Genomic DNA, 13,242 nt, shown 5'->3' with positions numbered 1-13,242 from the left:
GCCGAAGAAGGCGGTCCGTTTTTATTGAACGCGGCGATGGCTTTCACCTGGGTGAAATGAAATTGGAAAGAGATTAAGGAGCAGGGGCGGTTCGTTGGTTCTAATTGCCGTCATCCTCCGACCACAGCCGCTCCACCAGCCTTTTCGCCAGCACGGGCGTGATGCGGCGGCGGAAGGGGACGTCGACGAGGGTCGTCTCCATGGCCTTGGTGCCGAGCTTGATCTGGCGGGTGATGATGGCCAGGGCGGTTTCATCCAGCGTTTGGCCCGCAAGGGATTCCAGTCCGTGGATGAGTTCCGGGCGCGAGGACACGCCGGTCAGGGCGATGCGCAGATCGGCGATGGCATCGCCATCCCGCCGCAGGGCCACGGCCACGCCGGCCAAGGGGAAATCCATGGAACCCCGCACGCGGACTTTTTCGTAGGCGCTGCGCCAGCCACCCGTCAACGGCACGCGCACCGCGACGAGCAATTCATCGGGCGCCAGGGCCAGCCAGGCCAGACCGTCATCGCGGTAGAACTCCGCCACGGGCAGCACCCGGGTGCCCAGGGGGCCCAGGAGTTCCACGTTGGCGTCGAGCGCCATCAAGGCCGGCGCGAGATCGCCGCTGAAGGCCGCGTAGCAGCGCGGGGATTTCGTTGCGACGCGGCAGGTGTCGCTGCCCAGCTTCAGGCAGAAATCGTTCGCCTCCCGCCAGGATTCGCTCTGGTTGTAGAAGCGGCAGCGCGTTTCAAGGCAGAGGTTGCCACCCAACGTCGCCGATACCCGGTGGGTCGGGCCCGCGACGCCGGAAGCGGCCTGGGCCAGCGCCGGCAGCCGGTCCTGGACCGTCCTGTTGGCGGCGAGAACCGCTAGCGTGACGCCAGCGCCGATGTAAAGCGCCCCAGCTTCTTCGCGCAAATCGGTGAGTTCGTCCACACCGCCGAGGTCAATCACGACTTCCGTCGCCACCAGGCCCCGCCGCATGTTCGGCAGGAGATCCGTGCCGCCAGCGAGGTAGCGGCTGCCGGGGTGCAGGGCGCGCATGCGGATCGCATCGGAGGCCGTGGCCGGATGAAGCAATTGGAAATCAGGCAGGGCGGCCATCAGGTGTCTCCTCTGGCCGAGGCAGTTGAAACTGATTCTGGCGGAGTGGTTCGAGGCTTCTTCTGGAGCGCGTCGAACACGCGCATCTGCGTGATCGGTAGCGCTGTAAAGCGGATGCCGATGGCATCTTCCACTGCCGCCGCCAGCGCCGAGGGGAAGCCGGACAAGGGCCCTTCGCTCGCCTCCTTGGCGCCAAAAGGGCCGTTCGGGTCGAGGCTTTCCACGATATGAACGTCGATATCTGGCGATTCCACGATGGTGGGCACGCGGTAATCCAGGAGATTCGCGGCCTGATGGCGGCCCTGCTCGTAGACCGTTTCTTCGGAAATCGCCTGGCCCATGCCCATCCAGATGGCGCCCTGGACCTGACCTTCCACCGACATGGGATTGATGGCTAAGCCGCAATCGATGGCTGCCCAGACCTTCTCGACCGCCACCTTGCCCAGGTCCATATCGACGCTCACCTCGACTACTTGGGCCGTGTACGAGAAACCCATGGTCGAGCCCACCGCGCCGCCGCGATGCTTGCCGCCCTGGAATTCCGGTGGGCAGGTGAAGGTGCCCTTGATCAGGAGCGTGCCGGTTCCGACCAGGGCTTCCTCGACGACCTCGGTGAAGGAGATGCGCCGTTCAGGGTCCGCGGCGACGATGGCGGCCTCGCCCAGCCATTCGATCTCAGCGACGCTCACCTTGAGGCGTCTGGCTGCGGCCGTCACCAGCAGGCGTTTGAGATTCTCTGCTGCATCCAATGCCGCGTTGCCGACCATGAAGGTGACGCGCGAGGAATAGGAGCCGTTGTCCTTGGGTGTGATGGCGGAATCGTTGGCGACGATGCGCAGACGGTCGTAGCCGAGGCCCAGGACTTCGGCGACGATCTGCATGAGGATCGTGGACGAGCCCTGTCCGATGTCCGCGGCGCCGGTGAGGATGGTGACGCTCGCATCGAAATCGAGCTTCAGGATGATCACCGCGTGGGGTTCGCCGGACCAATGCACCGGTTTGGCCGACCCGCTCACGAAATGCGAACAACCCATGCCTAGGCCGCGGCGGATGGGACCTTTTTGGTCCAATTGCCCGCGACGTTCACGCCAACCGCTGGCTTTCTCGACCCAATCCAGGCATTCCGGCAAGCCGTAGGACAGCACCTTCAGGCCGTTGATCGTTTCTGTCGGCGCTTCCAGCAGGTTGCGCCTCCGCACTTCGAAAGAGTCCAGACCAAGTTCCTTGGCCATGGAATCGAGCAGCGATTCGAAGGCGAAGCGGATGTTCACGGTGCCGTGGCCGCGCATGGCGCCGCAGGGCGGTGTGTTGGTGTAGACGCGGTAGCCGTCGTACTTGACGGCCGGGAGGTCGTAGAGGCCGTGGAGCAGGGCGCCCGAATAGAGGATCGTCACCAATCCGTACCCGCCGTAGGCGCCGCCCCGCTGGATGACTTCGGCCTGGCAGGCGGTGATGCGGCCATCCTTGGCCAGGCCGAGTTTCATGCGGATCTGGCTTTCGGGACGGCCCCGGTGCGTGAGGAAAGTCTCCTCCCGGCTGAGCACCAGGCGCACCGTTCCGCGGGCGGCACGGGCGAGCAGGGCGCAGATCACCTCGAAGTTCAGGACCTCGGTGCGATGGCCGAAACCGCCGCCGACGAAGGGCTTGATGACGCGGATGTGCGCCATCTCCATCTTCAGGCACCGGGCCAGCGTCAGATGAACGTAGTAGGGCACCTGTGACACGGAGTAAAGCGTCAGGTGGCCACGTTCAGCATCAAAGACGGCCAGCGCCGCGTCGGGCTCCATCATGGCGTGATGGACTTCGGCGCATTCGTAGTTCTCTTCACGAACGAGGACCGCAGAGGCGAAACCTGCATCCGTATCACCAAACTCGTTATGGACTTCCCGTTCGATGTTGCCGGGCTTGGTGTCGTGCAGGAGGATGGTGCCGGGTTGGCGCGCATCGGCGGAACTGAAATAGGCGGGGAGTTCCCGGACACGGAGTTTGATTCGGGATAGCGCTTCGCGTGCGGTTGCTTCATCCACGGCGGCGACGGCAGCCACCGGATCGCCGTAGTAGCGGACGCGGCCCCGGGCCAGGGGAAACTCGTTTTGCGCGATGGGAATCACGCCGTAGGGCAGATCGCAATCCGCGCCGGTGACCACGGCCCGAACGCCCGGCAACTTCAATGCCTCGGAAATATCCACATCGAGCAGTTCGGCGTGGGCATAGGGGCTGCGGAGGATCATGCCGACCAAGGCGCCCATCGAGGGCAGGTCGGCGGTGTAGCGGGCCGCGCCGGTCACCTTTTCGATACCGTCCACGAAGGGCAGGCGGGCGCCGACGCCACGCGGGGCGGTCATACCGACTGCTCCTGGGCTGCGGCTTCCACCGATTCGATGATCTTGACGTAGCCGGTGCAGCGGCAGAGATTGCCAGCCAGCGCGGCGCGGATGGCCGTGCGATCTGGGTGCGGGTTGGTGCGCAACAGGGCTTCGGCCGCCATGATCATGCCCGGCGTGCAGAAGCCGCACTGGGTGCCCAGGTGTTCGTGGAAGGCTCGCTGCAGGTGCGACAGATTGCCTTCATGGCTCAGGCTTTCGACGGTCTCGATCCTGCGGCCCGCCAGGCTGTGGGCGAGGGTGCTGCAGGCCAGGCGCGGCTGGCTGTCCACCAGCACGGTGCAGGCGCCGCATTCGCCGCCGTCGCAGCCCTGCTTGGTGCCGGTCAGGCCCAGGGTGTCGCGCAGGTAGTCGAGGAGCAGCGCGTTCTCGGCCACCGCGTCTTCCCGGGGCTTCCCGTTGACCCAGAGCCGGAGGATCTTCTTCACCTGGGATCCATTGCGTGGGGATTGCTGGTCCATCGAGATGCTAATCCCGCGAAGGGCCCGAAGGCGCTGGCGGGGCCGCGGAGGCCACCCCCCCCCCCCCGCAGGGCCCCCCCCCCCGGCTTTAGGGGCGCGCCGACCGCCCCCAAAAGCCCGCCCCGCCCCACGGGCCCCCACACCAGACTTCCGCCCGGCACCACCCCATGCCCGTTGCGCGGTTCATGTCTTCCCCCGCAAGCCATAAGGATAATCCTTTGGCGAAGTCATGAGACAAACGACCCCTGAGGCAGCAGCCCTCGGGCTTTCAAGCGCCGATGCCTAAAGATCCCCCACAGGGCCGCGCCGATGGCGCCCGCGAACAGGGAATCGGGATGGGAATCGATGCGGGTGGACATCTTCTGCTTTTCCATCCCGTCCTGCATGGCTTTGACCAGGCCAGCATCCAGCGCCAGTCCGCCGGTCATCATCACCACACCCTCCTTGGCGTCGATGGACTTGAGCAGCTTGAGCAGGCGGTCGGCCATGGATTCGTGGATGCCGCGCAGGATGTCGGCGGGCGGGATCGAACGGGACACCATGTTGATGACATCGGTTTCCGCGAGCACGGCGCAGATGCTGCTGACCTTCTCAGGATTGCTGGAAGAAAGCGACAGCCCCGGGATCTCATCCTGGGCGATGCCGAGGTAGCGGGAGATGTTTTCCAGGAACTGGCCCGAGCCCGACGCGCATTGGCTGGTCATGCGGTAGTTGAGCACCTTGCCCCGTTCATCCATGCAGATGGCCCGGCCGTGCAGCGCGCCGATGTCGAGCACCGCGCGGGCCTCGGGATTAAGGTGGAGGGCTCCGCGGGCGTGGGTGGTCATGGAATAGAAATGGCCGGTGGCTCCCTGGAAGCTTTCGCCTTCGCCGGTGGTGGCCACGTAATCCACATCGCTCCGCTTCAAACCTGATTTCTCCAGAACATCTTGGATGGATTCCTCGACGAGCTTGAAGGAATCCCGCTGGCGGATGCGGGCGTCCCAGCGCGCCAGCCATTCGTAAGATGCACTTTCCTCGCCTTCGGAACGGAAAAGGACGGTCTTGATGACGCCGGATCCGACGTCCACTCCAATGGCTGTGGTCATGGTCCCGATCTCCCGTCAGTTGTTCACAGAACGGTGGGCGAAGCTCGCTCCACCCAGGGCGCCGGTGTAGATGGATTCGGCGCTGATGTTGATGGTCTTTTCCCCGTAGTTCTCCTTGATCAGCTGCCGGAGTTCCTTGACCGCGGCCTCGTTCTTGGCGACGCCTCCGGTGAAGGTGAACTGGTCGGTCACGCCGCCCGAACGGGCGATGATGGACATGGCGCGCAGCATGATCGCCCGGTGCAGTCCCGCCAGGATGTCGGGCCGTTTTTCGCCCAGGGAAAGGCGATCGCGCAGTTCCGCCCCGGCGAATACGGTGCAGGTGGAATTGATGCGCGTGGTCTTGGTGGCGGTCATGGCGATGGGCCCAAGCTCGTGCAATCCGATCTTCATCTCGTCGGCGATGTAGCCCAGGTAGCGCCCGCATCCGGCGGCGCAGCGGTCGTTCATCTGGAAATTCGTGACGATGCCGTGCTCATCCACCTGAATGCCCTTGGTGTCCTGGCCACCGATATCCAGGACCGTGCGCGTGCCGGGGAACATCATGTGGGCGCCAAGGCCGTGGCATAGGATCTCTGATCGGATGTGCTCCTTGGGGAACGGAAGCCGGACCCGGCCGTAGCCCGTTCCGACCACGTAGGTTTCTTCGAGTTCCAGGGCCAGCACTTTCTGAAGCGTGACCATGGCCTCGGCCTCGCTGACGTTCACGCCGCCCATGTCGCGGTAGGCCCTGGACAGGCCGTTCAGCAATTGCTTGGCCACCATCTCATCGGTGGAGACCATGGCCTCGATATCGAGGATGGACTTGTCGTAGATGTTCAGCAGGGCGTCGAAACTGACGCCCGATTCCTTGCTCACCTTTTCGGAGAGGCTCATAAAGCGCGAGCCGGCGATGTCGCGGAAGAAATCCGATTTGCGGTTGGCGCCGGGCGCATAGATCGCCGGGGCTTCGAGTTCGATCTGCCGGAATACCGCTGCCAGGGCCTCCCGTAGGGCATTCTTGGTGTCTGCGAAGCGGGGATGGTCGAGATACATGTCGCAGGAGGTTTCCAGTTGGACCAGCTCCGCGAGGAACTGCTCCAGCCTGAAATTGCGCTCCAGGTTCGCCAGCAGCACATCGACACTGCCGTCATCCCCCAAGGCCTGGTGGAACAGGGTGAAACGCGCGCCGATCTTGGCTTCCTGTTTGGAAACCGAAGCGGCCACATCGTAGTTGGATCGGGAATTCGTGATGCCCCGGCCGAGGATTTTCTGGTTCTCGTCCAGGACCAGCGCCTTGGTGGTGGTGGAGCCCAGATCGATGCCGATGAACGTTCGCATGAATTTCCTTTACGCGCTGGCGGCGGCGTTGCCGGTGATGAAGCCTCCAGCCCGGCGCTTCTGGTCGATCATCTGGAAATAGCTCTCGAGCCGGTTCTTGACGTTGGCCGCGGAAAAATAGCGGGGATCCACCAGATCGGTCTCGATGAAGGCGCCTGGTTTGCCGGTGAGTTTCTCGATCTCGCGGAGCATCACCAACTGGCCCGCGGAAAAGCTGTTGCAGCTCTTGATGGAGTTGATCAGCAGGCCGTCGGCATCGTATTCCTTGAGGTTGCGGGCCAGCATGTCCACCCGGGTCGGGAGATTGCGGTTGGTGTAGACGCCCAGGCAGTAGTCCGCGAGGCTTTCCAGCGGGTGGTCCGGATCATGGCGGAAGCCGTCGTAATCGTAGACGCCTCCGACCTTGGTATAGGAGCTGGCCACCACCACGGCGCCGGCCTCGGCGAACATCTGCCAGAACTCCCGGAACGAGGTCCAATTGGGCGGACCTTCCACCACCAGGCGGTATTTTTCTTCGGGCATGTCCCCGTCCAGGGTCTGGGCGCAAAGGCCTTTGGCGATGCGCTCTTCGATCTCCAGGCGCAGCAGGTCGTAGTACTGGATGGCTTCATCGGTGCCGCGGAAGGCCGTGAAGATCGGCCCCATGTAGTACACGCCGCCGAAATAACAATCGATGGGCGATGGCCTGCGTTTGGACTGCTCCAGCATCCAGACGAGATTGTTCTCGGCTTGGGCAGATTTGCGCAGGTATTCGCGCAGCCGGTCGATATCGAACTTGATGCCGGAGACCTTCTCCATCGTCGGGATGACTTCATCCTTCAGTTGCTTGACGATGTAGTCGCGCATGTTCTGGGTGGGCTGGCCGTCCGCGGCGTAGGGGACGTGCAGCATCACCGTCGGGCATTTGTACTGCTCGCGCAGCAGCTCGAACCACTTCATGAACGTGAAGCAGCCGGAATAGCTCAACAGCAGCATGTCCGGATCACGGAAAGGCTTGCCGTTGGGCGCGATGTTGCCCTTGGCCATCATGCCGATGTCCGCCTTCACGTAGGTGCAGACATCCTCGGAATGGCCCGAGCGCTCGGCCTCCTGGATCATGTCGCCGGATTTCTTGCGCATGGCGTTCTGGATCGCGTTGATCTCAGGCAGATTGTTCGCGATGTCGAAGCACATGAGCAGCTCGTTGAGGTTGCCCGGCACGAAGGTTGACGACACCTTGCACTCGCCGCTGGTGATGCGGTCGTAGTTCCGGCTGATCATCGCCTTCTGGATGAGCTGGGAATTCGACTTGGTGACTTCGGCTCCGCTCATACGCCACTCCAGAGTTTGATGGAATCCGCGAAGGTGCCGGACTGTTCCCGGATGGGCTGCATCTGGCCGGAATTCTCCGCGTACTGCAGGGTGATGTAGGGGATTCCTTTGGCTTCGACGCGGCTGATCATCATCGGCTGGTCCAGCAGCGCGGGATCGCAGAAGCTCGCCGCGGAGAAGATGACGCCGTCGGCACTGCGCTTGCGGATGATGTCGAGCAGGTACTTGCCCTTCACGTCCATGTCGGGTTCGTACTTCGCGGCGGTCTGGCCGGAATGGTGGAGGAAGGCCCTGGAAAGGTTCCGCAGCGGGTCGCCGGTGGTTTCCACATCCCCCTGGATCCAGCGGTTCACCAGCATGAAGTCGTCGTCCACGATGTAGCAGCCGGAGATTTCCAGCGACTTGATCAAGGGAAGCGGCGGCTGTTCGCAGAAGCCGCCCGTCAGGACCACGCGGCAGTTGTCCCGCATGGGCCGGTTCTCGGCTTCGGCGGCGGCGATGTATTCCTGCATCAGCAGCGTGTGCTCTTCCGGCGGCAACACCATGCCCGCCCGCATCAATAGGTAGACTTCTGCGGAAGGCGCCTTCCAGGGGAATGCGGATCGATAGTCGTAGACCTTGTTCACCCAGGCGCGGTTCTCGTTGTAGATAGCGATGGAATGGTTGAGCTGTTCATCGGTGATTTTCCGCCCCGAGATCCGCTCAAGGCCTTCCTTCAGTTCCCGCAGCTCGTTCTCGTAGAAGACGCCGCCGACCTCATCCTTGAAGTTCTGCGGAACGTCGAAGTAGCGTACGTATTTGTCCTTGAACATGAGCTTCCAGATGCCGCTCATGTTGCGGATGACATCGCAGGTGGACGGGAACATCATGCCGTCCACGAAGTCGAGCCGCCCTGTGACCGCCAATTCGAGAGTGGACCTTGGAATGCGGCAGATGTAGCTCTGGTAATAGGCGTCGCCGTGGATCACTTCCAGATCCGAGCCCCCGCCCAGGATTCCGAGGGCCAGCATCCCTGCCGCATGGATGATTTCGCGGGGGACGTAGACCGGCATGTACCCGATGACGCCGCGTCCTGGCTGGGCGGCCTTCCACTCGCGGGCACGGGTAAAGTCGAGGTCGTCGAAGATCGCCTGGCAGAAGGCGACGAGGTCGTGGACGGAGCGATGGCTCATTGCTCCCGCTCCTGGACAGCGGGCATCAGGCTTTCGATCAGTTCCTCGGTCCAGGGAATGCCCTTGGCCAGGCCCTGGCGCAGCGCGACGAAATCGATCTCGCGGCCCGTTTCCTTGGTGCCCTCGTTGAAGGCGCGGAAGCCGGCGCGGGCCTCGTTCATCATGTTGAGGGCCAGCCAGGCGCGGGAATTCTCCTTGTTGCGGTTCCAGGCGTCCAGTTTGGGCTTGCGCAGTTCCTCCAGGCTCTTGGTCATGCATTCCGGGAAGGTTTCGAGCAGTTTGCCGCACAATTCCTCGACCTTCTCATCCAGCAGGCTGAGATCGATCTGGCCGCCCTTGATGGTGGCTTGCCCGGCTTTCAGGTCTTCGCCGGTCTTGAACTCGCCATGCACGATCCGGCCGAATTCATCGATCATGCGGTCGGTGGTCACGGTGGGGTTGGCCAGGAAGCGGCCATCCACTTTCAGGGCCGGGACCAGGCCGGAGACGATGCCGAGGCGCGCGGCCTTGTGGGCCGAAAAGGGCTCGCAGAGCGTGCCGGACACCATGGCCTGCTCGCAGCCGATCATGACCGGCAGGAAATCCGTCGCGCCGCCGATGGCCGCGGAGCCGTGCTTGGGGCCGGCCTGTCCGAAATTGGCAAGATCCTGGGCGAGGGTGAAGTCGCAGGCCATGCCGATCTCCTGGCCGCCGCCGATGCGCATGCCGTTGACCCGGCAGATCACGGGCTTGTCGCAGCCCAGGATGCTGGAGACCATGTCGTTGAACAGCCGCATGTACTGCCGGTATTCCTGCGGGTTGCCCGCGTAGTATTCCGCATATTCCTTGGTGTTGCCGCCGGTGCAGAAGGCCTTGTCGCCCACGCCGGTGAACACCACCGCATTGACTTCCCGGTCCACGGAGGCCCGGCGGAAGGCCAGGATCAGGGCCTTGACCATGTCCGTGGTGTAGGAATTGAATTGCTTCGGATTGTTCAGGATGATCCAGGCGTTGAAGAGCCCTTCGGCAGGGGAACCGTCACGGCGCCTGGCGGGGCGTTTTTCGTACTGAACCAGGCCGCCGCAAAGGTCCTCGACCTTGGTTGCGACCAGATTGTGGTCATTCAAGGTGGCGGGGGCCGTTCTGGCGGCGATCTCTTTGGTGGTGGCCATGGTGTCTCCGTGTTTCGCGTTCGAGGCCCCGCCAGCGGAGGTCCCGATCCATTGGTCAGTGGGTTAGGGGCTTGGTCAGGACCAGCCGTTGGGATTGGTGGAAACCGCAGGCGTGGAGGAAACGGTTCAGCTCGAAGTCCTCCGGCGACACCTGGGTCCGCACGTATTCGACCTGGAGGGTCGAGAGGTTCAGCAGCAACTGGGAGAGGAGCGCATGTCCGATGCCCGATCCCGCGTAGGCCGAGTGGACGCCGATGGCATCGATCACCGCCGCTTTGTCCACCTTGCCGAATTCACCGAAATCGACGCTCGCCATGACGTAGCCCGTGAGGACCCCATCCTCTTCGGCTACCAGGGAGATCCGGATCCCTGATTCGTTCAGCATCTCCTGGATCTTGGCGGAAAAGTAGGCCGAACGGTCCCGGCCCGTGAGGCTGTGGTCGATGCGGACGACCTCCGACAGATCCGCCTCCTCAAGGGAACGGATCAAAAAGCGGTCCCGGGATAGATCGTTCGGATCCTCCGACCCCCGGCGTTGGCCTTGGGCCGGTTCACTCAGCTTCTCCTCCAGAGGCGACGTGTCGCGCTCGATAACCTGGTGGGAAGACAGGTGGAAACCGGCGGAAGAAAAGAACATGACCATGGGATGGTCGGACCAGTTCACCTGGGTCTTGAGCACGCCTACTTTTTTTTCAGATAGCCGCGCTTCGATTTCACGCATCAGGGCCTTGCCGATCCCATGCCTTTGGGCCCCGGAATCCACGCCGATGACGTCCAGGACCGCAGCCGCATCCCGGCTTCCGAATTCCCCGGTCTGGATTCGGGCGAAGGCGTAGCCCGCCAAGTTTCCGTGATCCATCGCTCCGCAGGCGATGAAGCCGTCGGGGCTCCTGGTGGCGGCGGAAAACCGTTTTTCCAGGAAGCCCTTCCGGGGATGTCCGCCGATGCGGTTCTCGATTCCGGAAACACGGTCCAGGTCATCCATGCGGAGCGAGCGAATAGCCAGTTCGGACATTGCCTTTCCCTTCCCCCGATGCCTAGACCGATGAGCGATGAGCGATGATGTTTACCTGTAGTAACATGCCATCAACCCGCTTGAATCGAGGGACCTCATTGAGTGACCAATGTCTCGTTTTCTAAACCTGGATGGACGGGTCGCGGTGGTCACCGGAGGCGCCAGCGGGATCGGGCTGGCCATCACCCGCGCCCTGATTGCGCAAGGTGCCCATGTGCATGTGTTTGACGTTTCCGCCGGGGGACAGGCGCTGAAACCCCCGAGCCGGTTCCATTCGGTGGATATCACCGATCCCATGGCAGTGGCCAAGGCTGCCGGGCAGATTTCCGAGCCCGTCAATCTGCTTGTCAACAACGCGGGCATCACCCGAGACCGCAGCACCCTCAAGATGAGCGATGAGGAATGGGCCTCGGTGCTCTCGGTGAACCTGACGGGAGCCTTCAACCTGGTGCGGGCCCTGGCGCCCGGAATGGTGCGGGCACGGTACGGCCGCATCGTCAACATCAGTTCCATCAACGGAATCCGGGGGAAATTCGGCCAGGCGAACTACAGTGCCTCCAAGGCAGGACTCATCGGCTTGACCAAGACCTGGGCCCGGGAATTCGGGCCGAAAGGGATCACGGTCAACGCGGTGGCGCCGGGCATGGTCTTGACCGCCATGGCTTTGGCGCTTCCGGAAGAGATGCGCGAACAGGCCATGGATGAATGCGTGCTACCCGGGCTGGCCGAGCCCGAAGATATCGCCCATGCGGTGCTGTTCCTGCTTTCCGATGCAGCCCGGATGATCACGGGCGAAGTGATCAGGGTGGATGCCGGGCAGTGCATTTGATCGCTACTGCCAGAGCTCCCGCCTGGCGATTTCAAGAGCCTCCCGATCATCGGGATGCGCCAGCTTGATGAGCGCCTTGGCCCTTTCGTGCAACGTCTTGCCCGCGAGATCCGCCACACCGTATTCCGTCACGATGTAGTGGACATGGGCCCGGGTGGTCACGACGCCGGCGCCGGATTTGAGCTGCGGGACGATGCGGGGCATCCCCTTCAGGGTGCGGCTGGAGAGGGCGATGATGGGCTTGCCGCCCACAGACAGGGAGGCGCCGCGGATGAAATCCATCTGGCCGCCGACGCCCGAGATGATGCGGCTGCCGATGGAGTCGGCGCAGACCTGGCCCGTGAGGTCGATCTCGACCGCTGAATTGATGGCGGTGGCCTTCTGGTTGCGGGCGATGTTGGTCGGGTTGTTGATGTAGGCGATATCCAACAGCACCGCGGCGGGGTTGTCGTCGATGAAATCGAAGAGCGCCCGCGATCCCATGACGAAACCGCCCACGATCTTTCCGGGGTGGATCTTTTTCATGCTGTTGTCCACGGCGCCGGATTGGATCAGGGCGAAGGCGCCCTCGCTCCACATCTCGGTGTGGATCCCCAGATGCTTGTGGTGGTGCAGGGCCGCGAGCACGGCGTCGGGCACCGCGCCGATCCCCATCTGGAGTGTGGCGCCGTCCTCGATGAGCGAACTGGCATGCCGTCCGATGGCCAATTCGATGTCAGTCAAGGGCGTGGCCGGCGACTCCGGGATTTCCTCATCCACGTCGACCCAATGGTGGATCCGGTCGATGTGGATGAAACCGTCCCCATGGACCCGCGGCATCCGCGGATTGACCTGGGCGATGATCACCTTGGCGGTTTCCGATGCGGCCCGCGCCACGTCGACAGATGTGCCCAAGGAACAGTATCCGTGCGCATCCGGCGGGCTCACGTGGAGCAGGGCGACATCGGGAGTGCGTCGGCCGGACCGGAACAGCGCCGGGATCTCTGAAAGGAAGCAGGGCAGGTAATCGATGCGTTCGCTGCCCACCTTTCCCCGCATGTTGTGGCCCACGAACAAATTGGTGACGCGAAAGGAATCCGTGTAGCGATCTTCGGCTGGAGCCCCCGGTCCGGCGGTGTGCAGATGCATGAGTTCCACGTTGCGCACTTCGGGAGCCCGCTCCAACAGCGCATTCAGCAGCACCAGGGGCGTCGCGCAGCCGCCATGGACGAAGACCCGCTGGCCTGAACGGATTCCGGAGACCGCAGAGATGGCATCGGCTGAACGTGGCATGGGAACTCCTCCTGTGTGAACGTGCGAAGTACCGCTAGACTGTGGACCTGTTGGCTCCGTGCCTCCTTGGACTGGAGTCCGGATTGAGCCTGGAGCAAGATTGACCGCAACCGTCAGTGCCTTGGATCAAGTTTTCCCCAGGGGAATGGCCA

Annotated in this window: 11 protein-coding genes; 1 reads left to right on the top strand and 10 read right to left on the bottom strand. The window is 63.1% G+C overall.

Annotated elements, in window-relative coordinates; all coding sequences use genetic code 11:
• Positions 1-100 precede the first annotated feature (100 nt).
• The 9 genes from hcrB to IPQ13_08975 form a co-directional block, all read right to left on the bottom strand.
• Complete coding sequence (gene hcrB, locus IPQ13_09015; protein ID MBL0211034.1) at positions 101-1,087, bottom strand: 4-hydroxybenzoyl-CoA reductase subunit beta; 987 nt, start codon at positions 1,085-1,087, stop codon at positions 101-103.
• Entirely contained in the window at positions 1,087-3,432 is a 2,346-nt protein-coding gene (hcrA, locus tag IPQ13_09010) for a 4-hydroxybenzoyl-CoA reductase subunit alpha (GenBank protein ID MBL0211033.1), read from the bottom strand. The genes hcrB and hcrA overlap by 1 nt, the downstream gene beginning before the upstream one ends.
• Entirely contained in the window at positions 3,429-3,899 is a 471-nt protein-coding gene (gene hcrC, locus IPQ13_09005) for a 4-hydroxybenzoyl-CoA reductase subunit gamma (protein ID MBL0211032.1), read from the bottom strand. The genes hcrA and hcrC overlap by 4 nt, the downstream gene beginning before the upstream one ends.
• Before the next feature lie 260 nt (positions 3,900-4,159).
• Positions 4,160-5,020 (bottom strand): benzoyl-CoA reductase subunit D, encoded by an 861-nt coding sequence (gene bcrD / locus IPQ13_09000; protein MBL0211031.1) that lies wholly within the window; start codon positions 5,018-5,020, stop codon positions 4,160-4,162.
• 15 nt (positions 5,021-5,035) lie between these two features.
• Positions 5,036-6,340, bottom strand: a complete 1,305-nt coding sequence (gene bcrA, locus IPQ13_08995) for a benzoyl-CoA reductase subunit A (GenBank protein MBL0211030.1) — start codon at positions 6,338-6,340, stop codon at positions 5,036-5,038.
• Positions 6,341-6,349: 9 nt separating this feature from the next.
• The gene (gene bcrB / locus IPQ13_08990; protein ID MBL0211029.1) at positions 6,350-7,651 is read right to left on the bottom strand and encodes a benzoyl-CoA reductase subunit B; all 1,302 of its coding nucleotides are present in this window, start codon (positions 7,649-7,651) and stop codon (positions 6,350-6,352) included.
• Positions 7,648-8,823 (bottom strand): benzoyl-CoA reductase subunit C, encoded by a 1,176-nt coding sequence (gene bcrC / locus IPQ13_08985; GenBank protein ID MBL0211028.1) that lies wholly within the window; start codon positions 8,821-8,823, stop codon positions 7,648-7,650. The genes bcrB and bcrC overlap by 4 nt, the downstream gene beginning before the upstream one ends.
• Positions 8,820-9,974 carry a 6-oxocyclohex-1-ene-1-carbonyl-CoA hydratase gene (gene oah, locus IPQ13_08980; protein ID MBL0211027.1) on the bottom strand — a complete coding sequence of 385 codons (1,155 nt, stop codon included), beginning with the start codon at positions 9,972-9,974 and terminating at the stop codon, positions 8,820-8,822. Before oah ends, bcrC begins: the two co-directional genes overlap by 4 nt.
• 55 nt (positions 9,975-10,029) lie before the next feature.
• A complete protein-coding gene (locus IPQ13_08975; protein ID MBL0211026.1) occupies positions 10,030-10,989 on the bottom strand; it encodes a GNAT family N-acetyltransferase in 960 nt (319 codons plus the stop codon).
• A 109-nt stretch (positions 10,990-11,098) separates the two neighbouring features.
• Between IPQ13_08975 and fabG the strand changes: the two genes are divergently transcribed.
• Positions 11,099-11,818 carry a 3-oxoacyl-ACP reductase FabG gene (fabG, locus tag IPQ13_08970; protein MBL0211025.1) on the top strand — a complete coding sequence of 240 codons (720 nt, stop codon included), beginning with the start codon at positions 11,099-11,101 and terminating at the stop codon, positions 11,816-11,818.
• A 3-nt stretch (positions 11,819-11,821) separates the two neighbouring features.
• Here the strand turns inward: fabG and IPQ13_08965 are convergent, their stop codons facing one another.
• Entirely contained in the window at positions 11,822-13,090 is a 1,269-nt protein-coding gene (locus IPQ13_08965) for an acetyl-CoA hydrolase/transferase family protein (protein MBL0211024.1), read from the bottom strand.
• Positions 13,091-13,242 lie beyond the last annotated feature (152 nt).

This window comes from Holophagaceae bacterium, assembly GCA_016720465.1.
In the GTDB taxonomy this organism is placed as follows: Bacteria; Acidobacteriota; Holophagae; order Holophagales; family Holophagaceae; genus JANXPB01.
Note: the sequence above shows the minus strand (reverse complement) of the source record. Positions and strands in the feature narration are given on the sequence as shown.